The sequence below is a fragment of the Actinoplanes sp. NPDC021490 genome, assembly GCF_055562135.1.
On record NZ_JBVHFW010000013.1, the window covers coordinates 85698 to 112506 of the forward strand.

The 26809-nt window shown below is 69.6% G+C and carries 19 protein-coding genes; 13 read left to right on the plus strand and 6 right to left on the minus strand.

Annotation, left to right across the window (positions count from 1 at the left end):
* The 3 genes from ACZ3I4_RS30380 (at window position 1) to ACZ3I4_RS30390 (ending at window position 7316) form a co-directional block, all read left to right on the plus strand.
* On the plus strand, window positions 1-1926 hold the full coding sequence (locus ACZ3I4_RS30380; protein WP_465385458.1) for a SpoIIE family protein phosphatase: 1926 nt from the start codon (window positions 1-3) through the stop codon (window positions 1924-1926).
* 2597 nt (window positions 1927-4523) lie between these two features.
* The gene (recQ, locus tag ACZ3I4_RS30385; RefSeq protein ID WP_465385459.1) at window positions 4524-6548 is read left to right on the plus strand and encodes a DNA helicase RecQ; all 2025 of its coding nucleotides are present in this window, start codon (window positions 4524-4526) and stop codon (window positions 6546-6548) included.
* A gap of 396 nt (window positions 6549-6944) precedes the next feature.
* The gene (locus ACZ3I4_RS30390; RefSeq protein WP_465385460.1) at window positions 6945-7316 is read left to right on the plus strand and encodes a hypothetical protein; all 372 of its coding nucleotides are present in this window, start codon (window positions 6945-6947) and stop codon (window positions 7314-7316) included.
* 173 nt (window positions 7317-7489) lie between these two features.
* Here the strand turns inward: ACZ3I4_RS30390 and ACZ3I4_RS30395 are convergent, their stop codons facing one another.
* Together ACZ3I4_RS30395 and ppdK are read right to left on the minus strand one after the other, a co-directional pair.
* The gene (locus ACZ3I4_RS30395; protein WP_465385461.1) at window positions 7490-7900 is read right to left on the minus strand and encodes a VOC family protein; all 411 of its coding nucleotides are present in this window, start codon (window positions 7898-7900) and stop codon (window positions 7490-7492) included.
* Window positions 7901-8021: 121 nt separating this feature from the next.
* On the minus strand, window positions 8022-10703 hold the full coding sequence (gene ppdK / locus ACZ3I4_RS30400; RefSeq protein ID WP_465385462.1) for a pyruvate, phosphate dikinase: 2682 nt from the start codon (window positions 10701-10703) through the stop codon (window positions 8022-8024).
* 190 nt (window positions 10704-10893) lie between these two features.
* Here ppdK and ACZ3I4_RS30405 point away from each other — a divergent pair, with 190 nt between their 5' ends.
* Entirely contained in the window at window positions 10894-11361 is a 468-nt protein-coding gene (locus tag ACZ3I4_RS30405) for a hypothetical protein (protein WP_465385463.1), read from the plus strand.
* Window positions 11361-12470, plus strand: a complete 1110-nt coding sequence (locus tag ACZ3I4_RS30410) for an MAB_1171c family putative transporter (RefSeq protein WP_465385464.1) — start codon at window positions 11361-11363, stop codon at window positions 12468-12470. The genes ACZ3I4_RS30405 and ACZ3I4_RS30410 overlap by 1 nt, the downstream gene beginning before the upstream one ends.
* On the opposite strand, the gene ACZ3I4_RS30415 is transcribed toward ACZ3I4_RS30410, so the two are convergent.
* Window positions 12418-12813 (minus strand): helix-turn-helix domain-containing protein, encoded by a 396-nt coding sequence (locus tag ACZ3I4_RS30415; RefSeq protein ID WP_465385465.1) that lies wholly within the window; start codon window positions 12811-12813, stop codon window positions 12418-12420. The two genes, ACZ3I4_RS30410 and ACZ3I4_RS30415, sit on opposite strands and share 53 nt — an antisense overlap.
* A 160-nt stretch (window positions 12814-12973) precedes the next feature.
* On the opposite strand from ACZ3I4_RS30415, the gene ACZ3I4_RS30420 reads away from it, so the two are divergent.
* The gene (locus ACZ3I4_RS30420; protein WP_465385466.1) at window positions 12974-14179 is read left to right on the plus strand and encodes a cytochrome P450; all 1206 of its coding nucleotides are present in this window, start codon (window positions 12974-12976) and stop codon (window positions 14177-14179) included.
* Window positions 14180-14295: 116 nt separating this feature from the next.
* Here the strand turns inward: ACZ3I4_RS30420 and ACZ3I4_RS30425 are convergent, their stop codons facing one another.
* Complete coding sequence (locus ACZ3I4_RS30425; RefSeq protein WP_465385467.1) at window positions 14296-14973, minus strand: hypothetical protein; 678 nt, start codon at window positions 14971-14973, stop codon at window positions 14296-14298.
* A 120-nt stretch (window positions 14974-15093) separates the two neighbouring features.
* Here ACZ3I4_RS30425 and ACZ3I4_RS30430 point away from each other — a divergent pair, with 120 nt between their 5' ends.
* The 3 genes from ACZ3I4_RS30430 to ACZ3I4_RS30440 are packed head-to-tail and all read left to right on the plus strand — an operon-like array spanning window position 15094 to window position 19015.
* Window positions 15094-16542, plus strand: a complete 1449-nt coding sequence (locus tag ACZ3I4_RS30430; RefSeq protein ID WP_465385468.1) for an FAD-linked oxidase C-terminal domain-containing protein — start codon at window positions 15094-15096, stop codon at window positions 16540-16542.
* A complete protein-coding gene (locus ACZ3I4_RS30435) occupies window positions 16542-17660 on the plus strand; it encodes an FAD-binding oxidoreductase (RefSeq protein WP_465385469.1) in 1119 nt (372 codons plus the stop codon). Before ACZ3I4_RS30430 ends, ACZ3I4_RS30435 begins: the two co-directional genes overlap by 1 nt.
* A complete protein-coding gene (locus ACZ3I4_RS30440) occupies window positions 17660-19015 on the plus strand; it encodes a (Fe-S)-binding protein (RefSeq protein WP_465385470.1) in 1356 nt (451 codons plus the stop codon). Before ACZ3I4_RS30435 ends, ACZ3I4_RS30440 begins: the two co-directional genes overlap by 1 nt.
* On the opposite strand, the gene ACZ3I4_RS30445 is transcribed toward ACZ3I4_RS30440, so the two are convergent.
* On the minus strand, window positions 19012-19386 hold the full coding sequence (locus ACZ3I4_RS30445; protein WP_465385471.1) for a VOC family protein: 375 nt from the start codon (window positions 19384-19386) through the stop codon (window positions 19012-19014). The genes ACZ3I4_RS30440 and ACZ3I4_RS30445 overlap by 4 nt on opposite strands.
* Before the next feature lie 137 nt (window positions 19387-19523).
* Here ACZ3I4_RS30445 and ACZ3I4_RS30450 point away from each other — a divergent pair, with 137 nt between their 5' ends.
* The 4 genes from ACZ3I4_RS30450 to ACZ3I4_RS30465 are packed head-to-tail and all read left to right on the plus strand — an operon-like array spanning window position 19524 to window position 24491.
* Entirely contained in the window at window positions 19524-21779 is a 2256-nt protein-coding gene (locus tag ACZ3I4_RS30450) for a CHAT domain-containing protein (protein ID WP_465385472.1), read from the plus strand.
* Window positions 21776-23086, plus strand: a complete 1311-nt coding sequence (locus tag ACZ3I4_RS30455) for a tetratricopeptide repeat protein (RefSeq protein WP_465385473.1) — start codon at window positions 21776-21778, stop codon at window positions 23084-23086. Before ACZ3I4_RS30450 ends, ACZ3I4_RS30455 begins: the two co-directional genes overlap by 4 nt.
* Window positions 23083-24264: a tetratricopeptide repeat protein gene (locus ACZ3I4_RS30460; RefSeq protein WP_465385474.1), complete on the plus strand. Its 1182-nt coding sequence runs from the start codon at window positions 23083-23085 to the stop codon at window positions 24262-24264. The genes ACZ3I4_RS30455 and ACZ3I4_RS30460 overlap by 4 nt, the downstream gene beginning before the upstream one ends.
* A 17-nt stretch (window positions 24265-24281) precedes the next feature.
* Window positions 24282-24491, plus strand: a complete 210-nt coding sequence (locus ACZ3I4_RS30465; protein WP_465385475.1) for a hypothetical protein — start codon at window positions 24282-24284, stop codon at window positions 24489-24491.
* A gap of 100 nt (window positions 24492-24591) precedes the next feature.
* Here the strand turns inward: ACZ3I4_RS30465 and ACZ3I4_RS30470 are convergent, their stop codons facing one another.
* Window positions 24592-26733, minus strand: coding sequence for a rhamnogalacturonan lyase family protein (locus ACZ3I4_RS30470; RefSeq protein ID WP_465385636.1), 2142 nt, complete (start codon window positions 26731-26733; stop codon window positions 24592-24594).
* Window positions 26734-26809 lie beyond the last annotated feature (76 nt).

Genomic DNA, 26809 nt, shown 5'->3' on the forward strand with positions numbered 1-26809 from the left:
ATGGCCGACGACCCCTCGCTGCTGCTCACCGCGGTCGACCAGGTGCCGTTCATCCTGGCCGTCTGTGAGGGGCCGGAGCTGCGGGTGCTCACGCTGAGCGCGGCGACCCGGGCGGTGGTGCCGGGTCGCGAGTTTCTGGGCCGGCCGATCCGCGAGGTGCTCAGCGATCTCGTCGGGCAGCAGTTCGTCGACGCGTACCACGAGGTGTACCGCACCGGGGAGCCGATAAACGGGCGGGAATGGCGGGTTCACCTCGCGGCGCCCGACGGGTCGGTGCACGAGATGTTCGCCAACTTCAGCATCACGCCGTGGACGGCCGGGGGTGTCCGCCGGGGCATGATCGGGGTCGGCTTCGACGTGACCGAGATGGTGCGGCAACGGCAGGACGCCGCCGACCGGGCGACCGACCTGCGGCAGCGCTACGAGCAGAGCCGCGCCGTGGTGACGGCCCTGCAGCGCGAGCTGCTGCCGTCCGGCCTGCCGGTCCTGCCCGGGGCGCAGGTCGCCGCGAGCTACCTGCTCGCCGAGGCCGACACGGCCGCCGGCGGCGACTGGTTCGACGCGGTCCCGCAACGCGACGGCCGGATCGCCCTGATCGTCGGCGACGTGGTCGGGCACGGCGTGAGCGCGTCGGGCGTCATGGGTCAGCTGCGCGCGGTCCTGCAGGACAGGCTGGAGGACGGCGCCGGCATCGCCGAGGCGCTGGCCGCGGCCGACCGCTTCGCCGCCCGGGTGCCGGCCGCGCACGCGACCACGGTGGCCCTGGTCGTCCTCGACCCGGTGAACGGCGAGATGACGTACTGCACGGCCGGCCACCCTGCGCCCCTGGTCGTCACCCCCGGCGGTGAGACGCGCTATCTGGCCCTGACCGGCGGGGCGCCGCTCGGGACAGGAGGCGATTTCCCCGTACGCCCCGACCGCCTCGGCCCCGGCGACCTGCTCCTGCTCTACAGCGACGGCATCCTCGAGCGCCCCGGCCGCGACCACGCCGGCGGCGCCGCCGAACTGGCCCAGGTCGCCGCGGACAGCGCCGCCGGCCGGGCCCTGCACGACCCGGCCGCGACCCCCGCCGAACGCGTCTGCACCCAGACCCTCGAACTGCTGGTGCGCGTCACCGGCCACACCGACGACATCACGCTGCTGGCCGTCCAGCGCGTCCCCGTCATCCCCGACCTGGAACTGACCCTGCCCGCCGCCCCCGCCGAACTGCGCGCCACCCGCCACGCCCTGGGCGACTGGCTGACCAAGATCGGCGCCACCGCCAAGGACATCTTCGCCCTCCAACACGCCGTCGGCGAACTGCTGGCCAACGCCGTCGAACACGCCGGCGCCTCCTCCCCCCACGCCACCGTGACAGTGCGAGCCACCCTCACCCCCACCGGCGAGGTGCAGGCCTCGGTCCGCGACCAGGGAACCTGGCAGCCCCCCAGACCACAACGCAACCGGGGCCGGGGCCTGGCCCTGGCCGCCCAACTGGTGTCCAAACTGAAGATTGAAAACGACACCACCGGAACCCTGGCCCACCTGACCAAGCCCCTGAACCGCCCAGCCCGCCTTCTCGACAGCCCCCTCACGGCCCCCGCCCCCACCCCGGAGACAGCCACCGAGGAACCGGACTTCCGCATCCTCGAACTCCCCGGCGGCGACGAAACCCAAATCCGCATCGAAGGCCCCTTGGACGCCACCACGGCGGCCTTGACCCGCCAGGAACTCCTCCGCCGAAGCCGGGGCGGCACAGTCCCCCTCACGGTGGACCTCTCCGACGTAACCCACCTCTCCAGCGCAGGCGTCTCAGCCCTGCACCACGTGGCCGGCCAGCACGAGGCCCAAGAAGCCCCACTGAGCCTGGACGCCAAACCAGGCACACCCGCGCACAAAATCCTGGCCCTGGTCTCCCTGCAACAAATGAGCGGAAACCAGCAATAGTCCGCACACTGAAAATCCCGCGGATTTCGCCTTTCCCACCGCAACCACAGAATGACGAGTTGCACCCACCCGACACAAAGCAACGGCATCGAGTGTCACCGCAACCATCCCCGGACGGCAACCAAAGAAATCCATTGAGACGCAACCAGGCCGCACTACACACAAAGCCCAACCAATTTCGGGGTCAACTTCACAACGACCCGAAACGCACCGCAGAAAAGCGCTCGCAAACCATCGGGCGGCGCCGGCCAACAGCCGAACCGGGATGAGGCAGGCACGGACCGTTGGGGCCCGGGTCCCAACCGATGACGCCGAAGGAGGGACCGCAGGCGACGGGCCGGAGCGAAGGGCGGCCGAGCGAGGGGGCGCCGCGGGCGAAGGTCCGCAGGCCGGAGAAGGACGAGGGATCGCACGGCGAAGGGCCGCAGCGCAAAAGGCCACAGCACGCCCCTCCCGCTTCCTCGAGGCGTCCGGGGTCGCGGTGCCGTCCACGCGAGCGAGGGGCAGGCCAGCCTTGGGGGCGAAGGGCCGCAGGCCGGGAAAAGCCGGGGAGCCACACGGCGAGGAGCCGCAGCACGAAGACCCACAGCACACCCCCTTCCCCTTCCTCGAGGCGTCCGGGGTCGCGGTGCCGTCCGCACGAGCGAGCGGCAGCAGAGCGAAGGGATCGCAAGGCGAGGGGCGGCAGGGCTTGGGCGAAGGGCCGCAGGCCGGGGAAGGCCGAGGAGCCGCACGGCGAGGGGCCGCAGCGCGAAAGACCACAGCACGCCCTCCCCGCTTCCTCGAGGCGTCGTGGTTCGCCGTGTCGTCCGCGCGACCGAGAGGGCCACAGGGCGAAGGGCGGCAGGGCCAGGGGGCGAAGGGCCGCAGGCCGAGGAAGGCCAAGGGCCGCAGGCTGGGATGGTCAAGGGCCCGGCACGGCGAGGGCCGCAGCGCGAAAGACCACAGCACGCCCTCCCCGCTTCCTCGGGGCCCCGGTTCGCAGTGTCGTCCGCGCCGCAGATCGACAGGGCCGCAGAGCAACAGGGCGAAAGCCGCAGCACCCTCGGCTTCCTCGGGGGTCCCGGTTCGCGCTGTCGTCCGCGCAAGTGAGACGGCGCAGAACGGCAAAGCTGCAGCGCTGCAGGGCGAAAGGCCGCAGGCCGCAGGCGCAGGGCCGCAGGCCGAGGAAGGCCAAGGGGCCGCAGGCTGGGGAAGGCCAAGGGGCCGCAGGCTGGGGAAGGCCAAGGGACCGCACGGCGAGGGCCGCAGGGCGAAAGGCCGCAGCATCCGTGCTTCCTCGGCGACCCCGGTTCGCGGTGTCCGTCCTCGCGAGCGAGAAGGCGCAGAGCGGCAGGGCGGCAGAGCCGCGGGCCGCAGAGCCGCGGCCCGAAGGGTCGCCCGCCGGGGAAGGCCGAGGGCCGCAGGCTGGGGACGGCCAAGGGACCGCATGGCGAGGGGCCGCAGGGCGAAGGCCGCAGCACCTCCCTGCCCCGCGTCCCCAAGGCGTCCCGGTTCGCGGTGTCGTCCGCGCAAGCCAGACGCCGCAGAACGGCAGGGTCGAAGGCTGTGAGCGAAGGGCCGCAGACCGGGGAAGGCCGAGGGACCGCACGGCGAGGCGCCGCTGGGCGAAAGGCCGCAGCACGCCCCCTTCCCGCTTCCTCGAGGCGTCCCGGTTCGCGGTGCCCTCCGCGCAAGCGAGGAGCCGCAGAGCGAGGGCCCGCAGAGCGAGCGCCCGCAGAGGGAGGGGCCGCAGAGCGAGGAGCCGCAGAGCGAGGAGCCGACGCCACATGAGCCGAGGCCTCCGGCGGAGCCGCAGCTTGCCGAACCGAAGTCGCGGACGCCGGCACTTGCTGTGTGGTCGGCGCCGAACACGCCGGGGGCACTAGCGTCGACGTCCCCTCCCGGTGCGCAGGCTGCTGAGCCGGGGTCACCGCCGTTGTCGCCGCCCGCCGGGCCTGCGGCGCAGGCCTCGACGCCTGCCGCGGCGTTGACGACGACCCGGCCGATGACCTAGGCCGCACCACTCGCTCCGGCCCCGCATCCCCGGGCCGGCTCGAGTCGTCGCGGCGGGCATCCCCCACCGGACCACTGCCTCGCACCCGGGCTAACTTCTCGGCGTGGCGGCGCTGCAGACCCCAAGCGCGTTGCCGCTCATGTACACGCCGAAATTCGTCATTACCCGGCGAATAATTGCGCGCCAAGGTTCGATCGCGCATTCGTGCAACATCGCCCCGGCTGAACAACGACAACTGACCCATGCACAATTATCTCGCAACCTAAATGCGCAACGTCAGTATTCGATCATGCCAAAAACCTCGGGCGGCGCTGAAATCCGCGCGTTCCAGCTCCGCGGCGGAACCACCGCCGAATCACGTGCCGGCTCGCCATGTCTGCCACCCGCTCGCAGCCAAACAAATGACCCGATCGCACCCCGGACAAATAATAAGTCGATAACGGCGCAGGCTTCCCTCTGCGCCGGCCCCTCGTCCGGCGCCGGAAGACGATCATTCAAGGCGGCCCCTACACCACCCGGCCCGCGGCGCCCTGGTTATCCACACTCCGGGGTTATCCACAGGGCTTCGCACCTGACCGGCGATTCTCTGTACTGTCGCGGGGTGACTTCGGCAGACCAGGTTTCCGCGTCCGGCTCGGCGACGGTCGACGTCCTCAACAGGGTGTTCGGCTATCCGTCGTTCCGTGGGCAGCAGCACGACATCATCGAGCACGTGTCCGCCGGTGGCGACGCGCTCGTGCTGATGCCGACCGGTGGTGGCAAGTCGCTGTGCTACCAGATTCCGGCCCTCGTGCGTCCCGGCACCGGTGTGGTCATCTCGCCGCTGATCGCGCTGATGCAGGACCAGGTCGACGCCCTTCGCCAGGTCGGGGTCAACGCCGGCTTCCTCAACTCCGCGCAGGACTACGACGAGCGCCGCATGGTCGAGGCCGAGTTCGTCAACGGCGACCTCGATCTGCTCTACGTCGCGCCCGAGGGTCTGGGGGTGGCGGCCACCCAGCGGCTGCTCGACCGGGGCAAGATCTCACTGTTCGCGATCGACGAAGCGCACTGTGTGTCGCAGTGGGGTCACGACTTCCGCCCCGATTATCTGGGGCTGTCGATGCTGCACGAGCGCTGGCCCGACGTGCCGCGCATCGCCCTCACCGCCACCGCCACGTCCGCCACCCGCGACGAGATCGCGACCCGGCTGCAGCTCACCGACGCGCGGCATTTCACTGCGAGCTTCGACCGGCCCAACATCCAATACCGGATCGTGCCCAAGAACGAGCCCCGCAAGCAGTTGCTCGAGCTACTGCGTACGGAGCACGCCGGCGATTCCGGCATCGTCTACTGCCTGTCGCGCGCGTCGGTGGAGCGGACGGCCGAGTTCCTCGTGCAGAACGGGGTGGCCGCGCTGCCCTACCACGCCGGCCTCGACAATCGGATCCGTGCCGCCAACCAGTCGCGCTTCCTTCGTGAGGACGGGCTGGTCATGGTGGCGACGATCGCCTTCGGCATGGGGATCGACAAGCCCGACGTACGCTTCGTGGCCCACCTCGACCTGCCCAAATCCGTGGAGGGTTATTACCAGGAGACCGGCCGGGCCGGGCGCGACGGGATGCCGTCGACGGCCTGGCTGGCGTACGGGCTGCAGGATGTTGTGCAGCAGCGCAAGATGATCGACAGCTCCGACGGCGATCTCGCCCATCGGCGCAATGCCGCGCAGCACCTCGACGCGATGCTGGCGCTCTGCGAGACCGTGACGTGCCGGCGGGCGCAGCTGCTGAACTACTTCGGGCAGACCGCCACGACCGACAATTGCGGCAATTGCGACACCTGTCTGGTGCCGCCGGAGTCGTGGGACGGCACGGTACCGGCGCAGAAGCTGTTGTCGACGGTGCTTCGGCTGCAGCGGGAGCGCGGGCAGAAGTTCGGGGCTGGGCAGTCGATCGACATCCTGCTGGGCAAGGAAACCGACAAGGTTCAGAAGTTCCGGCACAACGAGCTGTCGGTGTTCGGCATCGGCGCGGATCTGCGCGAGTCGGAGTGGCGCGGGGTGGTGCGCAAGCTGCTGGCGGCCGGGCTGCTGGCCGTCGAGGGCGAGTACAGCACGCTGGTGCTGACCGACGCGAGCGCCGAGGTGCTGCGCGGGCAGACCAAGGTGATGATGCGACGGGAGGCGCCGGCCAAGGTGCGGGCCCCGAAGCAGCGCGCTACCGCGGCGCCGGCCGCCGACCTGTCACCGGCTGACGCGTCGACCTTCGAGCGGCTGCGCACGTGGCGGGCGTCGGTCGCCAAGGAGCAGGGCATGCCTGCGTACGTGATTTTTCACGACGCGACGCTGCGGGCGATCGCGGCGCTCAACCCGAAGACGCTGGGCGAACTGGGCACGGTGAGCGGCGTCGGGCAGAACAAGCTGACCAAGTTCGGCCAGGCCGTCCTCGACACGCTCCACGACCCGGAAAGCACCCCGGCGCCCGCAGCCGCCCCCGCGGCGACCGCCCCGAGGGCGCCACGCACGCGCCCGGCCGTTTCCTCCCGTTCTGCCGCTTCCGAGCCGGATCAGGGTCCGGCCTTCACGTTCGACGAGGAGCCTCCCGACTTCGACTACGACAGCGAGCCGCCACCTCCCGACCACCGCTGATCCCGCCGCCGGTCCGCAAGGCTGGATCAGCCGACCGCGACCAGCCCGCCTTGAGAGGCGGCCAGGCGGTCGCGGTGGCTGGCGGTCGCGGGCCGGGCAGGCGGGGGGTGAGCCGGGCGGGGCGAGCCGGGGCGGGCGCCGCGCCGGGCGTGGGCGAGGCCGGCCGGGCGCCGGGCGTGGGCGAGGCCGGGCGGGCGCCGGGCGTGGGCGAGGCCGGGCGGGCGCTGGGCCGGCGGGGGCCGGGCGGGCGCTGGGTCGGGCGGGGGCCGGGCAGGTGCTGGGCCGGTAACCGCTTGGTCGGAAAAGATGACTGGTGGGCTGTTTCGGGGCTGGCGCGGGGGCCGTACCGTGCCTGCGGTACATGCTCGGTGAAGATCGAATGTAGGGGGACGCAACGTGGGGGCACGGCTTGTCGTGGCGGGCACCGTTCTTGTGGCTTTGGCGGGACTGGGGTCGCTTTCCGGCTGCTCGGACGATGCGCCGGAGAAGGCGGCGGCCGTCGAAGAGACCGCCGGGAGCCTGCCCAAGGGGGACGAGGCGACCTACCTGAAGGCGATGCGCGCGCTCGACGCCAATCTGGTGGCGGATGAGAAGACCGCCATCGACAACGGGTACAACCTTTGCATGGACGCGAAGAACGGCATGTCGTCCAGCGAGCAGGTGAACGACGCGGTCAGCCTGTTCCAGGTGGACGCGAAGAAGGGCCAGCGGATCCTGTCGATCGCCACGGCCAACCTGTGCAAGACCACGCCGTCAGCCGCAAGCTGACAAGGCCGGCGGCTGACAAGGCCGGCCGCTGACAAGGCTGGCCGCTGACAAGGCCGGCCGCTGACAAGGCTGGCCGCTGACAAGGCTGGCCGCTGACAAGGCTGGCCGCTGACAAAGCGCTGGCTGATCGGGCTTGGCCGGGCGTCCGACACGGCGCCCGGCCCGGTGGTCTCTTACTGCGGCGCGACCACGTCGATCATCCACGGGGTGCCGTACTTGTCGATGAGCTGGCCGTAGAGGTCGCCCCACATCTGCTTCTCGAACGGCAACTGGACGGTCCCGCCGTCGGCCAGCTTTTCCCAGATGTCTTCGAGCCCTTCGCCCAAGTCGCCGCTGAGGCTGACCGTGATGGTGTTTCCGGGGGTGTAGTCCATGCCGGGCGCCGTGTCGGACGCCATCAGCAGGTAGCCCTTGTCGGTGGTCAGCATCGCGTGCATGACCTTGTCGGCGATGGCGGGATCGGGTGCGCCGAATTCGCCGAACGTGTTGATTCTGATCTCGCCGCCGAAGACCGAGTGGTAGAACTCCATGGCCTCGCGCGCGTTGCCGTTGAACGTCAGGTAAGGATTGAGCTGAGACGCCATCGCAGACTCCATCGGCTGAAATGAAACTGTCAGCGCCGACGCTAGACCTCCGCACGGGCAAAAGACCGCCGTCCGGGTGACCAGCACCCGGACGGCGACAAGAAGCGACCGGAGAAAACGGTCAGCGGTGGTCGGATCCTGCCGATTCCACCGCCGCGCGACCGGCCTCGAGCCGGGCGATCGGCACCCGGAACGGCGAGCAGGACACGTAGTCCAGGCCGACCTCGTGGAAGAAGTGCACCGACTCGGGGTCACCGCCGTGTTCGCCGCACACACCCAGCTTCAGGCCGGGCCGCTGCGCCCGGCCCTCCTCGGTGGCGATCCGCACGAGCCGGCCGACGCCGTCGCGGTCGATCGACTCGAACGGTGAGATGCCGAAGATGCCCAGTTCGAGGTAGCGCCAGAAGAAGGCGCCCTCCACGTCGTCGCGGGAGAAGCCCCACGCCATCTGGGTCAGGTCGTTGGTGCCGAACGAGAAGAACTCGGCCGCCTCGGCGATCTGCCCGGCGGTCAGCGCCGCCCGCGGCACCTCGATCATGGTGCCGATCAGCACTTCGACGCCCGAGTCGCCGACCACCTCGGCGATGATCTTCTCGGCTTCCGCGCGTACGGTCTCCAGCTCTTGGACGGCACCGACCAGCGGCACCATGATCTCGGGGCGCGGGGTGCCCCCCTCGGCGGCCAGGGCGACCGCGGCCTCGGCGATCGCTCGCACTTGCATGGCGAAAAGACCGGGAATGACCAGGCCCAGCCGTACGCCGCGGAGGCCGAGCATCGGGTTCGACTCGTGCATGCGGCGCACGGCGGCCAGCATCCGCTCGTCGCGTTCGGACTCCTCGCCGCGTGCCTTGGCCACGGCCACCTGCACCGCCAGTTCCTCCAGGGAGGGCAGGAACTCGTGCAGCGGCGGGTCGATCAGCCGTACGGTGACCGGCAGCCCGTTCATCTCGCGGAAGATCTCGAGGAAGTCGGCCCGCTGCAAGGGTTGCAGGGCGGCCAGGGCCTCGTCCCGCTCGGTCTTGTTGTGCGCCAGGATCAGCCGTTCGACCAGTTCGCGACGATCGCCGAGGAACATGTGCTCGGTGCGGCACAGGCCGATGCCCTGCGCCCCGAACCGGCGCGCCCGGGCGGCGTCGGGGCCGGTGTCGGCGTTGGTCCGCACCCGCAGCGAGGCGCGGGAATCGGCGTGCGTCATGATCTGGTGCACGGCCGCCACCAGCGGCTCGTTGGCCAGGGCCGGGTCGAGGTCGCCCTCGAAATACTGCACGACCTCGGACGGGCGTACGGGAACCTCGCCCAGGTAGATCCGGCCGGTGGTGCCGTCGATCGAGATGACGTCGCCCTCGCGCACGACCTGGCCGTTGACCGTGAACTGGTCGCGGCCGACTTCGACCCGGTCGGCGCCGCAGACACACGTCTTGCCCATGCCGCGCGCGACGACGGCCGCGTGCGAGGTTTTGCCGCCGCGTGCGGTCAGGATGCCCTGGGCCGCGATCATGCCGGCCAGGTCGTCGGGGTTGGTCTCGCGGCGGACCAGGATCACCTGCTCGCCGGCGGCGGCCTGTTCGACGGCGTGGTCCGCGGTGAAGACGACCTTGCCGTAGGCCGCGCCGGGCGAGGCGCCGACCCCGCGGGTCAGGACGGCCGGGTCGGCGGACAGGTCGAAGCGCGGGAACATCAGCTGGGCGAGCTGCGCCCCGGAGACCCGGGTGACCGCCTCGTCGAGGTCGATCATGCCTTCGTCGACGAGCTGCGCGGCGATCGTGAAGGCGGCGGCCGCGGTGCGTTTGCCGACGCGGGTCTGCAGCATCCACAGCTTGCCGCGCTCGATCGTGAACTCGATGTCGCACAGGTCGTGGTAGTGCCCCTCGAGCGTGGCCATGATCTGCAGCAGCTCGTCGTACGACTTCTTGTCGATCTTTTCGAGGTCGGCCAGCGGGAGGGTGTTGCGGATGCCGGCCACCACGTCCTCGCCCTGCGCGTTCTGCAGGTAGTCGCCGTAGATGCCGCTTTCGCCGGTGGCCGGGTCACGGGTGAACGCGACGCCGGTGCCGGAGTCGGGGCCGAGGTTGCCGAAGACCATCGCGACGACGTTGACCGCCGTGCCGAGGTCGGCCGGAATGCGTTCCTGGCGGCGGTAGAGCACGGCCCGGTCGGCGTTCCACGACTTGAACACCGCCTCGATCGCCAATTCGAGCTGGTGGCGCGGATCCTGCGGGAAATCGTGACCGACGTGCTTGACGAAGACTTTCTTGTACGCGGCCACGAGCGCTTTCAAATCGGACGCGTCGAGCTGCACGTCGTCCTTGACGCCCTTGGCCACCTTCGCCTCGTGCAGCGCGTCCTCGAATTCTTCGCCGGGCACATCGCAGACGGTCTTGCCGAACATCTGAATGAGCCGGCGGTACGAATCCCACGCGAACCGGTCGTTGTCCCCGGCCTGACGGGAGAGGCCGGCGACCGATTCGTCGTTGAGCCCGACGTTGAGGACGGTCTCCATCATGCCGGGCATCGAGAACTTCGCCCCGGAGCGTACGGAGACCAGCAGCGGGTCGGCCGGGTCGCCGAGTTTGCGGCCCATCGCCTCCTCGAGCGCGGCCAGGTGCTGATCGATCTCGGTGTCGAGGCCCTCGATGTGGGAGCCCTCGGCCAGGAATCGCTGGCACGCCTCGGTGGTGATCGTGAAGCCGGCCGGGACCGGCAGGCCGAGGTTGGTCATCTCCGCGAGATTGGCGCCCTTGCCCCCGAGAAGGTCTTTCAGATCCCTGTTTCCCTCGGCGAAATCGTAGACGAACTTCTCCATCGCCAGCCACCTCCGGTTTGGATTCCTCGGCCAGACTGGTTCCTGCCCCAAGGTTCGTAAGGCTATGCAGATGTTGGCCTAATAGTTAACAGTCGGGTGGGGTTTTCCACAGGCATACGACACCCCCTGTTCGGTAAGCGCTTTCTCCGCGCAGTTCCGCGCAGCGAAACGGGCGGGTACCGTGTCCGCGGTGGAGGGTTTGCGGCGGCGGTGCGAGGCGAGACTGCGCGGCGTCCGGGTTCCCGACCCGTTCGATCTCGACGAGTTCTGCGACGAGGTGGCCGCCCGCCGGGGCCGCCGGCTGATCCGCCAGGCCGTGCCCGGGCTCAGCGCCGAGGCGCCCTGCGGGTTGTGGATCGGCACCGACCGGGCCGACCACGTGTTCTTCGATCCGGGCACCTCGCCGCTGCACGCCGAGCACATCGTGCTGCACGAGCTCTCGCACATCCTTTGCGGACACTCGGGTTCCGACGCCGCGCTGGGCACCCTCTTCCCCGACCTCGAGGCGGGCGCCGTGCGGCGCATGCTCGGCCGCGCCGGCTACACCGACGAGCAGGAGCGGGAGGCCGAGATGATGGCCTCGCTGATCCGCGGCCGGTCGGCCCGCGCGCCACGCACTATGCTGGCCCGGACGACGGACGCCCTGGGCCTGACGTAATGGTCCTCTCCGCCGCCCTGCTGACCTTGCTGTGGGGGCTGGCGGTGACGCGGCTGCCCGGCCTCTGGCGAGACCGGCCGCAGCGCGCACTGACCGCCGCCGTGATCGCCCTCGCGCTCTCCCGGACCGCCGCCTATCCGGACGTCGCCGACGAACTGGACGAGATGCGGGCGGGCGCGCTGCAGCATCTGGCCGCGCTGGTCGCGGCGTACTTTCTGTTACGTTTCCTGCTGCTGGTGACCGGTCGTGGGCTGCGCTCGCACGTGGCCTCGGGCGCCGTCGTGCTGGTCCTGCTGGTGGTGGCCGCGGCCACGTTGCTCGTCGCGCCCGAGCTGGCGGCCGGCCCGCTGACGCTGCGGACGGTCGGATACTGGGTCACGCTCGACCTCTACGTGGGGGTGGCGCTGGCCGCGGCCGCCCGGTTCTTCCGGACAATCGCCCGGGAGATGCCCGCGCTCTGGTCGAGGACGGCGCTGCGCGCGCTCGCGGCCGGTGCCGGCCTGCTGGCCCTGGATGCGGTCTTCCGGGCGGTGGTGATGGTAATGCTGGGCGCCGGCGTCGCCGTCGACCTGGCCGCCCTCGATCCGCCGGCCGAGTTCCTTCAGGCGGCCAGCGCGCTGCTGATGGTCACGGGCGGGGCGGTGACCGCGTTCCCGCGGGCGCGCTCGGCCCTGGCCGCGTACCGGTCGCTGATCGTCCTGCGCCCGCTGTGGAAAGCCATGCGGGACACCTTTCCCGAGGTCATCCTGTTTTCGCCGCGCCGGGCGATGGTCGAGCTGGCGGGCGTCGACGACGTGCATCTGCGGCTGTACCGGCGGGTCATCGAGATCCGCGACGGCATGCTGGCGCTGCGCGGCTATCTGCCCGGCGAGCACGAGGGCGGCGGGCCCGAGGCCGAGGCCGCGCGGATCGCCACGGCGCTGCAACGGCGGGCCCGGGGCGCCGAGCCGTCGGATCGGGCGGGCGGCTGGGCCGAGGTCGGACCGGAGATGGCCGACGAGGTGGCGTGGCTGAGCCGCGTGAGCCGGGCGTACCGGAAACTGGGGAAACGGCCGGTCAGCTGCCCGCCTGCCGCTCCGACTCCCAGACCTTCCGGATCAACTCGTTGATCAGGTCGCGCCCGCGCGGCGAGACGTCGGCGGCGCGCATCGCGATCTCGGTGACCCCGGCGGCCCGGATGCTCTGCAGCAACTCAAATTGATGGTCGATGCGGGCGGTCTGCTCGTCGTCTATGAAATACGCCACCGGCACGCCGAAGTAGGTGGCCAGCGCGGTCAGGTGCGCGACGGTCGGATTGTCACGCCGGCCGGTCCGCAACTGCCAGATGTAGGTGTGCGAGATCGCCACGCCCTGACCGGAGCGAACCGCCTCGGCCACGGCCATGTAGCTGGGCTCCGGCTTGTGCTGCTTGAACAGCCGGTCCAGTTTGGCGGAGATGGAGAAGGCGCCCACCACGCCCTCCTCCCCCGATGGTGACGTCCATGAGCAGGAGCGCGAACCGCGCTCATGCACATCCCCCGATGTAGGACGCCATAAACTGTGGTTGATGAAACCACGAGCAGCCTAGAACACGACACTGCTGCGCTCAAGCCCCAGCTTGTATGGTCAAGTTGTGGCGGACATTGTGGAAAGTCGCGAAGTTTCGACACTCCTGGAAGAGCTCACCACTTCGGTGGGGCGCGCGGATCCGTACGGCCACTACACGCGACTGCGAGAGATCGGCGCGTTCGTCCGCGCCGGCGACGGCACCCTGATCGTGACCCGGTTCGCCGAGTGCGCGGCCGTCGCCCGCGATCACAAGCTCGGCAAGATGCCGGTCGAACTGCTGGCCCACGCCGGGCTGGCCGACTGGGCCGACCACCCGGCGCTGTACGGATACTTCACGAGCCTGCTCGGCATCAACCCGCCCGATCACACCCGGCTGCGCCGGCTGGTCAGCTCGAGCTTCACCGCCCGGCGGGTGCAGGCGCTGCGACCGGCCACGGAGCGGATGGTCGACGATCTGATCGACGCGATGGAGGCGGAGACCGACTTCGTCGCAGCGTTCGCGTTCCCGCTGCCCTGCAACGTGATCAGCGAGCTGCTGGGCGTCCCGCCGGCCGACCGGGCCCAGTTCCAGCATCTGGTGCAGGACTGGTCGGCGGTGCTCGACGACATCACCCCCGAGGTGCTTTCAAAAGCCAATCCGGCGGCCAAGGCCGTACGGGAATATCTGGCTTCTCTGGCCGCCGAGCGACGCCGCCGTCCGCGCGAAGACCTGATGAGCGCCCTGGTCGGCCACGAGGAGGCGGGCGACCGGCTCACCGAGGACGAACTGCTGACGATGGCCGGGCTGCTGTTCGCGGCCGGCTTCGAGACCACCACCAATCTGCTCTCCAACGGGCTGGTGGCGCTGCTGGAGCATCCGGAACAGCGGCCCGACCTGGTCGCCGATCCGTCGTCGGCGGTGCAGGAGTTGCTGCGCTACGACTCGCCGGTGCAGAACATCGACCGGACGGCCCTGGAGCCGACCACGGTGGCCGGGGTGCGGTTCGAGCCCGGTGACCGGATCGTGGCCTACACCGGCTCGGCCAATCGGGACGCGCGGCGCTTCCCCGATCCCGACCGGCTCGACCTGCGGCGGGGTGACAACACGTCGCTGTCGTTCGGCGGGGGCATGCATTACTGCCTGGGCGCGCCGATGGCCCGGCTGGAGGCCGAGATCGCCTTCCCGCGGCTGTTCGAGCGGCGGCCGGCAATTGAGCGGGCGGAGGGCGCGAGGCGGCGCGACAGCCTGACCATCCGGGGCTTCGACACGCTGCCGGTGCGCACTGGCTGAGCCGAAAAGGCGGTTCCAAAATTAAGACGCCGCTGCGAATTCCACGGGGGAAGAACTCGCAACGGCGCACTCGGAACATTAGACGACACAGGGCCTTCGTGTCTATCCCGTACGGGTCACGAGACGCGCTGGACGACGCTGCCGACCAGCCTCTGCCAGTCGGCGTCGAAGTTCGGCGACGGGCTCGAGGTGTTCAGCCGATAGATCGCGTACGTGTCCACGAGAACGACGTTGCGGCTGTTCAGCACGGCTACGGCGGTGTCGGCCGCGCCCGGGTGGGCCGGATCGTACTTCTTGTGCCGGACCACCACGAAACCCTTCCAGCCGGACTCGTCGAGCGTCTTGATCGAAACAGTTTCGGTGTACGCCGGCTCCGACTTCTCGTCGTTGACGGTGGCCGGCACGGACACGTCGGCCGGGCAGCCGTCGGCTACCGCCCGCAGCGCCGTCTGAGCCGCCGTGGCCAGCGACTCGTCGGCGTAGACCAGCGCGGTCTGGTCGAGCGTCTGGGCGCCCTTCTGCCCCTCGTCCACGAAGGACGCGGTCACGACCTCGCCGCCGGGCGGCACGCTCGGGGCCTTGGTGGTGCCGCCGCAGATGCTCACCAGCTGGTTGGGGTCGGCGCTCTGCTGCGGCGCGGCCCACGTCGGGCCGATCTCGGTCGCCTGCAGCAGCGCGCCGCGCATGGTCGTCACGGTGAGCAGGGTCGGCTCGGGGGCCGGGTCGTCGTCGCCGGAGCAGCCGGCCACCAGCAGGAGGGCACAGGTCCCGATCACCACAGCGCGAGCGAACATCGGGCCATAATCCCAGACCCGCGAGCCGGGCCGAGGGCGGTGCCGGAACTACTACGGGGATCGAACGACAGGATCGCGCTCAGTGAGCACTCGGGTTAGGTTGTCGGGGAGGGAGGCCTCATGGCAGACATCGACGCCCTGGCGAGACGACTGCGGTCCGAGCTGGGCCCCGAGCAGGTCATCACCGACCGGCAGGAGCTGCGGACGTACGAGTGTGACGGCCTCGCCCACTACAAAGTCATCCCGGCCGTGGTCACGCTGCCGCACACCGCCGCCCAGGTCGCCGCCGTGGTCCGGGCCTGCGTGGCGGCCGGGGTGCCGTTCGTCGCCCGCGGCTCGGGCACGGGCCTGTCCGGCGGCGCGCTCCCCCACGCCGAGGGCGTACTGATCGTGACCGCGCAGATGCGCCGGATCCTCGAGGTCGCGCCCGAGGACGAGCGGGCCGTCGTCCAGCCCGGCGTGATCAACCTGCAGGTCACCAAGGCGGCCACCCCGCACGGCTACTACTACGCGCCCGACCCGTCCAGCCAGCAGATCTGCTCGATCGGCGGCAACGTGGCCGAGAACTCGGGCGGCGCCCACTGCCTCAAGTACGGCTTCACCACCAACCACGTGACCGGGCTGCAGATCGTCGCGCCCGACGGCGACCTGGTGCGGCTGGGCGGGCGAGCCCTGGATCCGCCGGGGTACGACCTGATGGGCGCGTTCGTCGGGTCGGAAGGCACCCTGGGGATCGCGACCGAGGTCACCGTGAAGCTGACCCGCCTGCCCGAGTCGGTGCGCACGCTGCTCGCCGCCTTCCCGGGCATCGACCAGGCCGGGGCGGCCACGTCGGCGATCATCGGGGCGGGCGTGGTGCCGGCCGCCATCGAGATGATGGACGCGCTGGCCATCGAGGCCGCCGAGGCCGCCGTCGCCTGCGGCTATCCGCCCGGCGCGGCAGCCGTGCTGATCGTCGAGCTGGACGGGCCGTCGGCCGAGGTCGAGGCGCAGTTCGAGCAGGTCACCAAGCTGTGCGAGGCGAACGGCGCGTTCGAGATCCGGATCGCGGCCGACGATCTCGAGCGGGCGCTGTTCTGGAAGGGCCGCAAGTCGGCGTTCGCGGCCGTCGGGCGGATCAGCCCCGACTACATCGTGCAGGACGGCGTGATCCCGCGGACCGCGCTGCCCGAGGTGCTCCGCCGCATCTCGGAGGTGGCCGCGTCGCACGGCGTACGGGTGGCCAATGTCTTTCACGCCGGGGACGGCAACCTGCACCCGCTCGTGCTGTTCGACGCCGGCGTCGACGGCGAGGCCGAGCGGGCCGAGACGGTGTCCGGGGCGATCATCGACCTCTGCATCGAGTACGGCGGGTCGATCACCGGAGAGCACGGGGTGGGCATGGACAAGGCGAAATACATGCCGCGGATGTTCGGCCCCGACGACCTCGACACGATGCAGCTCGTCCGGTGCGCCTTCGATCCGCGGATGCTCTCCAACCCGGGCAAGATCTTCCCGACGCCCCGGTTGTGCGGCGAGAAACCCGGCTCCGATCTTCGCGAGCGCTTCCCGGACGTCGAGGTGTTCTGATGGGCGGCCTCGACGAGCTGACCCGGCCCGCGACCGATGACGATCACGTCGGCGGGGTGCCGGCCCGCCTGGTCGCCGCGCCGTCGTCGACCCGGGAAGCGGCCGCCGTGGTCGCCGCGGCCCAGGGCCTGGCCGTGGTGGTGCGGGGCGGCGGCACCAAGCTGCACTGGGGTCCACCCCCGCGCGAACTCGACCTGATCATCGACACCGGGCGGCTGGCCGGCCTGGTCGAGCACGCCGCGGGCGACCTGATCACCGTGCTCAAGGCGGGCACGCCGCTCGGTGACCTGTCGCTCGGCGATCAGCAACTCGCGCTCGATCATCCGCCCGGGGCCACGGTCGGCGGCACGGTGGCGGCCGGCACGAGCGGCCCGCGGCGCCTGCACTACGGCACCGCGCGTGACCTGCTGATCGGCATCACCGTGGTGCGGCCCGACGGCACGATCACCCGGGCGGGCGGCAAGGTGGTCAAGAATGTGGCCGGCTACGACCTGGGCAAGCTCTACACCGGGTCGTACGGGACGCTGGGGCTGATCACCGAGTGCGTGTTCCGGCTGCATCCACGGCCGCCGGCGCACGCGTACGTGCGGTCGACCGCGCCGGTCCAGGCGGTCCCCGCGATCCTGGCCGCCCGGGTGGCGCCGGCGGCGATCGAGGTCGACTCGGCCACCGGTGAGCTCGCCGTGCTGCTCGAGGGCACCCAGGAGGGCGTACGGGAAAGGGCTGCTCTGATCGGGAAACTGCTCGCCGGGGAGATCACCGAGGAGGCGCCGGGATGGTGGGGCCGGCCGCCGTGGCCCGCGGACGGCATCGGAATGAAGCTGTCGGTGCCGCTGTCGAAGGTCTCGTCGCTGATCGACACCGGGCCGGCCGTGCGCGGGTCGGCGGGCACCGGCGTGCTCTATGCCGCGGCGCGGGACATCACCGAGGTGGAACGGCTGCGGGCGCTGTGCGTGCGGTGCGGCGGGCATGCCGTCGTGCTGACCGCGCCGGCCGACGTACGCGACATTCTGGACATGTGGGGACCCGTGCCGGGGCTGGCCCTGATGCGGCGGATCAAGGACCAGTTCGATCCCGGGCACCGGTTCGCGCCGGGCCGATTCGTGGGAGGCATCTGATGGTCGACGCCACTTGGGGAACCGGGGAGCCGCCCCGCGATGTGCTCGGGCCGCTGGCTTCCGGCGCTTTCGACGAACACCACCCGCCGCGGGCCGATCAGATCGCCGATTGCGTGCACTGCGGTTTCTGCCTGACCACCTGCCCGACGTACGTGTTGTGGGGTGCTGAGGCCGATTCCCCGCGCGGACGCATCTATCTGATGAACGAGGGATTGAACGGCGAACCGCTCAGCGAGTCGATGGTGTCGCATTTCGACAAATGCCTGGGCTGCATGTCGTGCGTGACGGCCTGCCCGTCCGGCGTCCAATACGACCGGCTCATCGAGGACACGCGGGCCCAGGTCGAGCGGCGCTTTTCCCGCGGCCCGGCCGATTCCCTTTTGCGCAAGGCGATTTTCGCGCTCTTCCCCTATCCGCGCCGCTTGCGACTGCTGCGCGGACCCCTGCGGGCGTACCAGAGCACGGGCTTGCAAAAACTGATGAAACGCAGCGGCCTGCTCGACCGTCTCGGCCCCACGCTGGCCACGCTGGAGTCGCTCGCGCCCCAGCTGCGCAAGGTCCCTTCCCCGCCGCGCCGGGTGACCGCCCGCGGCCCCCGCCGGGCCACCGTCGGCATGCTGACCGGCTGCGTGCAGGGCGCTTTCTTCCCCGAGGTCAATTCGGCCACCGTACGCATTCTGGCCGCCGAAGGCTGCGACGTGGTCATTCCGCCCGGCCAGGGTTGCTGCGGCGCGTTGAGCGTCCACAATGGCCGTCGCGACGAGGCCGAGAATTTCGCCCGCCGCCTGATCGACACTTTCGCCTCGGTCGACATGGACTACTTCGTCGTCAACGCGGCCGGCTGCGGCTCCTCCTTGAAAGAATACGGAGAACTGCTGGCCGACGACCCGGCTTACGCCTCCCGGGCGGCGGCCTTCTCGGCCAAGGTCCGCGACCTGGCGGAACTGCTGGACGAAATGGGCCCGGTGGCGCCACGACACCCGCTGCCGTTGACGGTCGCCTATCACGACGCCTGCCATCTGGGCCACGCCCAGGGAATCCGCACCCAGCCCCGCGCCCTGCTACGCGGAATCCCGGAACTGCAATTGCGCGAAATCGCCGACCCCGAGCTGTGCTGCGGTTCGGCCGGAATCTGGAACATCCTGAACCCGGTGCCCGCGGCCGAACTGGGCGACCGCAAGGCCGCCACCATCCTGGCCACCGGCGCCGAACTGCTGGTCACGGCCAACCCGGGTTGCATGATGCAAGTGGCCGCCTCCTTGCGCCGCCAAGGGGCCGAATTGGCGATGGCGCACACGGCCCAGGTGCTGGACGCCTCGATCCGCAACCTGGGCGCCGAGTCGCTCCGCGTTTAAAGTCCGCGCTCGATGGTGCTTCGCTCGACGCAGAACTCGTTGCCCTCGGGGTCCTGCATGGTCACCCAGCCGAGGCCGTCGGGGGTGCGGTGGTCCTCGAAGAGCTTGGCCCCCAGGGAGGTCAGGCGGTCGACCTCCTCGTCGCGGGTGCGTTCGTCGGGCACCCAGTCGAGGTGCACGCGGTTCTTCACGGTCTTGGCCTCGGGCACCCGAATGAACAGCAGGCCGGGCACGGACCCGGGGGCCTCGATCAGGACCTCGTCGTCGCCGGGGTTGTCGTCGTCGCCGAGCGGCCAGCCGGTCACCGCGCTCCAGAAGCGGGCCAGCTCGTACGGCTCGGAACTGTCGACCGTCACGTGTCGCAGAATCATGGTCAAACCCTAGAGCGGCTGTTGACTGTCAGGCGCTGTCCGTCAGAAGTTGGTGTCGGATGGTGGCTCATGCAGCACGGTGCGGGGAGAGTCACAGCTGGGGTGGCCGAGCTCCGAGAAGAGACAGAGGAGTTCCGGTGGAAGAGTTCAGGCTGGAGATCTTCGCGCGGACCTCTGACTACACCGAGCTTCGATTTTCTCGTAGCGGCGAGACGCCCAAGATTCGCGGTTTGGACCAGGATACGGTCGACGATTTGGTTGCTCTCGTGGACCGCGCCTACGGCGAGGACTCCGTAGCCCACCGGGTGTTCGGTTCGACGGACCTGCGGGATCTTGGCGAGAAGCTGTACGACTTTCTCGACGGTGACGAGCGTTGGCTGGACCAGGTGTCGGCGCACCCGCGGGGCGTTGCGTTGCGGATTTCGGCGCAGGAACGGTTGCGGCATCTTCCGTGGGAACTGATCGCCCGCAACGGTTCCTACCTGGCGGTGAATGAGCGGACGCCGCTGCTGCCGATGCGTGCTTCCAGCGGATCCGCTGCCGCGGCCGGCGAGGTCGCACCCCACAACCGTCCGCTGCGGGTGTTGTTCATGGCCACCTCGCCCGAGGGCGTGGAACCGGTGCTGCATTACGAAGGCGAGGAGGCCGGCATTCTGGCGGCGACGGCCAACTCGGGCACGGAGTTGGTTGTCGAGGAAAGCGGAACGCTGGAAGGGCTGAGGTTCACCGCGGAGTCGTACGGTGCGGGGTACTTCGACGTTCTCCACTTGAGCGGACACGCCATGATCGACGCGGGGCAGCCGAAGTTCCTGGTGGAGAACGAACTTGGCGGCCTCGTGCTGGCATCGGTTGACGACATCGCCCGTGCGATGGTCGGTCAGTGGCCGCGGGTGGTGTTCGTTTCCGGATGTCTGACCGGCGGCTCGCCGGGCGCCGGAACGATCCCGTCGATGAGTGAGAGCCTGGTGCAGGCGGGCGCCCCGATGGTGCTGGGCTGGGCGTTGCCGGTGGGCGACGTGTCGGCCACGGCGTTCGCCACGCACCTTTACCACGCGCTGGCTGCCGGGCAGCCGCTCGGCCGGTCGGTGGTGGCGGCCCGCCAGCGGCTCTACGCCGCTCAGAGCCGCAGCTGGCATCTGCTGCGCGTGTACGCCGATGGGTCCCCACTGACGCCGGTGGTGACGCCGCTCAATGCTGCCGGCCGCCAGCGGGTGCGGGTTCGTCAGGCAGCCGCCGAGTTCCTGGACCCGCAGACACGGATCTCCCGAGTTGCTTCCCGGGCCGGCTTCGTGGGCCGGCGGCGGGTGATTCAGCGATGCCTGCGCACGCTCAAACAACCGTTCGGGCTGCCGGGCGCGGCTCAGGCGCTGGTCCTTCAGGGCATGGGCGGGTTGGGCAAGAGCACGCTGGCATCGCGGCTGTTGGAGCGGATGCCGACTCACCAGCGCGTGGTCTGGTTCGGCCGGGTCGATCTCACCAAGTTCCGGGAACTGACGTCGGTAGTGGCCTTCAACACTCTCGATCAGCAGGAGGAGGCGGCTGCGACGCTGGCCCGAGATGAGGTTGATCTGTTCGTGCGGCTTCGTCATCTGTTCGACGGGCCGCTCGGCCAGATTCCTTGCCTGTTCGTGTTCGACGACTTCGAGGACGGAAATCTCGAGGAACGCGACGGAGGCTATGTGCTCGCGCCGGAGATGGCGCAGATCCTGCCCGCGCTGCTCAGAGCCATCGACGAAACCAACAGCCGGAGCCGGGTCATCATCACGAGCCGCTACCGCTTTCCGGCACCGTACGGAGCAACGCTGCGCGTCGAAGCCCTCGAAACGCTGACCGATGTCGAGCAGACCAAAAAGGTAGCGAACCTGCTCAACCTGCGTCCGCAGTCTTCTGTCCCGGCCGACATCAAGGATCGAGCCATCCGCGCCGCCAGCGGCAACCCGCGGCTGCTCGACTGGCTCGACAGGATCATCGCCGATGATCGGCTCGACGTCGGCAATCTGATCGCGGCCATCGAGAGTGAAGCCGACCGGTTCCTGCGGGAAGACATTTTCGCCCAGAAGTTGCTCGACACCCAACCGGCCGACCTGCAGAAAATGCTGGCCAAACTCAACCCAGTGGAACTCCCCGTTCCCGCCGCAACCGTGCACGCCGTCCACAACCACCCCGAGGCGGCCGGCCACATCAGGCGAGCGGCCGAACTCGGGCTGCTCGAGGAAGGCACCGACCCGGAGACCGGCGAGCCACGCTACTTCGTCTCCAACGTCCTGCGTCCTCTGATCCGCCCGCTCATCACCGATGACGAATACCGCGAAGCGTGCGCTGCCGCCGCCGAGTCCCTCTACCGGATCTGGGTTCTGGAGAAGCCGGCCGCAGAAACCGACGGACAGCCATGACGTCGGTGGTGCGGTGGGTGGAGGTGCATCGGCTGGCGGTGGACGGTGGCAAGGCGGAAATCGCCCGCGAGGTGGGCGGCAGGGTTGCTCGGGTGTGGTTGTCCCGCTCGCGGTTCGCTGATGTGGTCCGGCTGGCGGAACTGACCCTGACCCTGGGCGAGGACCCCGGTGCTCTCTATCAGTTGGGGTGGGCGAAACGTGCTACCGGCTTTCCGAGGGAAGCACTGGCCGCCTATGACCGGGCGCTGCGTCTGTATCGCGACGGCCACGACCGCGGGAACGAAGCGGCCACGCTGAGCAGCATCGGCCTGGTGCACAACGGGCTGGGTGACCGGCAACGGGCACTGGACTACTACAACCAAGGCCTGCCGATCGTTCGCGAGGTCGGCAACCGGGCCGGCGAAGCGGCCACGTTGAACAACATCGGCGGTGTGCACGACAAGCTGGGTGACCGGCAACGGGCACTGGACTATTACGGCCAGGCTCTGCCAATCATGCGGGAGGTCGGCAACCGGGCCGGCGAAGCCACCACGTTGAACAACATCGGCAGCGTGCATAACAAGCGGGGCAACCGGCAGCGGGCACTGGACTACTACAGCCAGGCCCTGACGATCCGGCGGGAGGTCGGCGACCGGGCCGGCGAAGCCACCACGTTGAACAACATCGGCAGCGTGCATAACAAGCGGGGCAACCGGCAGCGGGCACTGGACTACTACAGCCAGGCCCTGACGATCCGGCAGGAGGTCGGCGACCGGGCCGGCGAAGCCACCACGTTGAACAACATCGGCATGGTGCACAACGGGTTGGGTAAGGGGCAACGGGCACTGGACTATTACAGCCAGGCCCTACCAATCATGCGGGAGGTCGGCAACCGGGCCGGCGAAGCGGCCACGTTGAACAACATCGGCAGCGTCCATAACAGTATGGGTGACTGGCAACGGGCACTGGACTACTACGGCCAGGCCCTGCCGACCATGCGGGAGGTCGGCGACCGGGCCGGCGAAGCGGCCACGTTGAACAACATCGGCAGCGTGCACAACAAGCTGGGTGACCGGCAACGGGCACTGGACTTCTTCGATCAAGCCTTGCCGATCCTGCAGGAGGTCGGCGACCAGGCTGGCGAAGCAGTCACGCGGTACAACTTCGCCGTAATTTTCCAGGAGCGGGGTGAGCTGGCCAGGGCGGTGGCCGAGTTGGAACAGGTTGTGGAGTTGGACCAGAACGTCGGCCATCCCGACCTGGAGTCCAGCAGCGCCCTGCTGAAGCAGGTCCGCGAGCAACAGGCAGCCGGCGGGTCTGGGTCATGACGTCGGTGGTGCGGTGGGTGGAGGTGCATCGGCTGGCGGTGGCCGGCGGGAAGGCTGCAATCGCGCGCGGGGTGGGCGGCGGGGTTGCCCGGGTGTGGCTGGTCCGCTCACGTTTCGCTGATGTGGTCCGGCTGGCGGAACTCACCCTGTCCCTGGGCGAGGACGCCGGCGCTCTCCACGACCTGGGATGGGCAAAACTTGCTACCGGTTTTCCGAGGGAGGCACTGGCCGCCTATGACCGGGCGCTGAGTCTGTACCGCGACAGCCACGACCGCGGGAACGAAGCAGCCACGCTGAGCAACATCGGCAGCGTGCACAACGGGCTGGGCGACTGGCAGCGGGCGCTGGACTACTACGGTCAGGCCCTGCCGATCATGCGGGAGGTCGGCGACCGGGCCGGTGAAGCGGCCACGTTGAACAACATCGGCATGGTGCACGACAGTCTGGGTGACTGGCAGCGGGCGCTGGACTACTACGGTCAGGCCCTGCCGATCATGCGCGAGGTCGGCAACCGGGCCGGTGAAGCCACCACGTTGAACAACATCGGCATGGTGCACGACAGTCTGGGTGACTGGCAGCGGGCACTGGACTACTACGGCCAGGCCCTGCCGATTCGGCGGGAGGTCGGCGCCCGGGCCGGTGAAGCCGCCACGTTGAACAACATCGGCAGCGTGCACGACAGTCTGGGCGACCGGCAGCGGGCACTGGACTACTACGGCCAAGCCCTGCCGATCGTGCGGGAGGTCGGCAACCGGGCCGGTGAAGCCGCCACGTTGAACAACATCGGCATGGTGCACAACGGGCTGGGTGACCGACAGCAGGCACTGGACTACTACGGCCAAGCCCTGCCGATCATGCGCGAGGTCGGCAACCGGGCCGGTGAAGCCACCACGTTGAACAACATCGGCGGCGTGCACAACGGGCTGGGTGACCGACAGCAGGCACTGGACTACTACGACCAAGCCTTGCCGATCGTGCGGGAGGTCGGCGACCGGGCCGGTGAAGCGGTCACCCGGTACAACCTCGCCGTGATCTTGCAGGAGCAGGGTGAGCTTGACAGGGCGGTGGCCGAGTTGGAGCAGGTTGTGGAGTTGGATCGGCAGGTCGGCCACCCCGACCTGGAGTCCGACACCGCCCTGTTGAACCAGGTCCGCGAGCAACGGGTCGGCGAGCGATAGGCACTCGGCGGGGCTGAGTGAGTTTCCAGACCCGCCGGCTGACGGCTGATACCGCCGAACGGTCATCGCATTTCGGGCGGTCGACGCGCATGGAGTCCGAAGAGCAGGTACCGCGCTTCTCGCAGGAGAACGTACAAATGTGCGACAAGCTGATGGGTGATCCCAAGGCGATCGAGGGCATGCGCATGGCTGGAAGAACATCCAGCGGCACACGCATGCGCACCTGATGCCGGAGAGCCCGAAGCCAGCGCGTCGGGCTGTGAACGCACTGCTTGGCGGGCTCTCCGGCATCGACGGCCCAGGGACGGCCCCCGGACCATGGGTGACCTAGGAAATCGCGAATGAAGGGTGCGGCGGCTGGTTGTAGGCCGTGTTTTGCCAGGCCAAGGCCTCGCGGTACTGGATGTCGTGCAGCAAGGTCAGCACTCGGCGGTCGGTTTGGATCGGGGTTGAGTAGATGCGCAGGACTGTGTTGTCCGAGGTCGGCCAGATGACCTCCTCGCGCCAGTCGCCGAGCAGGTCGCCGCTCAACGACGGGGTTGCCTTGGTGCCGTTGTTGGAGTGCACGCCCGACGCCGTGAGCAGGCGTGTGTCCGCCGACGTGCCGTACTTGTCGATTCGCGTCTGGTCGAGCAGCTCCCGTTGCGGGTCGCCGTCCCACCAGATCACGAAGTTGGCCGAGCTTGGCTTGCGTGAGGCGACGACCGCACCGGACGGGGACCGTACGCCGTCGACCGCGGACGACCACGACTCGGCGCCGGGGCTTCCGGACCAGATGTCGGCCGACACGCCTCGCCCGTTGTCGCCGCTCGCCGGTGTGCTCCACAGGATCTGGCCCGTACGGGCGTCCGCGAACCACGACGACGGCTTGCTGGCGTCCTCGTCGACCTTGAAGACTTCCAGGCCCGTACGGGAGGGGTCGAGGTCTCCGACGTGCATGGCGTCGCCGTGGCCGTAACCGGTGTTCCACAGCTTGGCGCCGTTGTCGTCGATGGCGAGCGAGCCGTACACGATCTCGTCCCGGCCGTCGCGGTCGACGTCGGCCACCGAGAGCTGGTGGTTGCCCTGGCCGGCGGTGCCGCTGTTGGTCGAGCTGTTGCTGTCGAAGGTCCAGCGGCGGGTCAGCGTGCCGTTGCGGAAGTCCCAGGCCACGACGACGCTGCGCGTGTAGTAGCCGCGAGCCATGATCAGGCTGGGGCGGCTGCCGTCGAGGTAGGCGGTGCCGGCCAGGAAGCGGTCGACCCGGTTCCCGTACGAGTCACCCCAGCTCGATACCGTGCCGCGCGGCGGTTCGTAGTTCACCGTGGACAGGGCGGCGCCGGTGCGGCCGTCGAACATTGTCAGGTATTCGGGGCCGGCCAGCACGTAGCCCGACGAGTTGCGGTGGTCGGCACTCGAACTGCCGATGACCTGCCCGGTGCCGGAGACGGTGGCGTCGGCCGTCTTCATGGCCACCTCGGCCCGGCCGTCGCCGTCGTAGTCGTACACCTGGAACTGGGTGTAATGCGCCCCGGCCCGGATGTTGCGGCCCAGGTTGATGCGCCACAGCCGGGTGCCGTCGAGCTTGTAGGCGTCGACGTAGACCGGGTCGGTGACGCCGGACTGCGAGTTGTCCTTGGCGTTGAGCGGATCCCACTTGAGCACCAGGTCGAGCTGCCCGTCGCCGTCGAGGTCGCCCGTGCTCGCGTCGTTGGCGGCGTACAGGGAACTGTTGGGGTTCTGGATCGGAACGTCGAGATAGCCGTTCGCGAAGGTGAGGGCGGGCCCTTCCGACGCCTGCTCAACCCCACCCAGCACAGCCCGTACGGTGTAGGACGCGTTCGCCGCGGCCCCGGCGTCCAGGTAGTTGGTCGACGTCGTGATCGGTGAAGCGTTGACCTTGGTGGTGCCGCGGTAGACGTTGAAGCTGATGCCGGACGGGTCGGTGGCCAGCCAGCGCCAGCTCACCAGGTTGCCCGAGCCCGAGCGCACGCTGATCACGCCGCGTCCGAGTCGTTCGCGCTGCTTGCCGTCCGCGGGCGCGACCGTGGTGGGCGGTGGCGTCGTGGGCGGGGTCGTGGTCGGTGGTGTGGTGGTGGGTGGGGTCGTGGTGGGCGGCGGGGCCGTCGTCGGCGGGCTGGTCGGCGGCTGGGTCGAGCCGGTGCAGGCGACGCCGTTGAGGGTGAACGACGCCGGGGTCACGGCGTCGCCGGTCGCGTTGAAGCCGAAGCTCGCGCTGCCGCCGGTCGCGATTGAAGCGTTCCAACCGGCGTCGCGCACCGACACCTGCGCGCCCGACTGGGTGACCGAGCCGTTCCACAGCGAACTGATCGTCTGTCCACCGGGGAACGCGAACGCGAGCGTCCAGCCGTTGACCGGGTCGCCCAGGTTGGTGACGTCCACGGTGGCGCCGAAGCCGCCCGGCCAGGAACTCGCTGTCGAGTAGCGCACCTGGCACCCAGCGGCCGCATCGGCCCTGGTCGCGACCATGATTCCCGCGCCGGCGGTGGCGACGGCGAGGACGGCCGCGATTGTTCCTCTTCTGGCCACGAGAGGATCCTTCGCA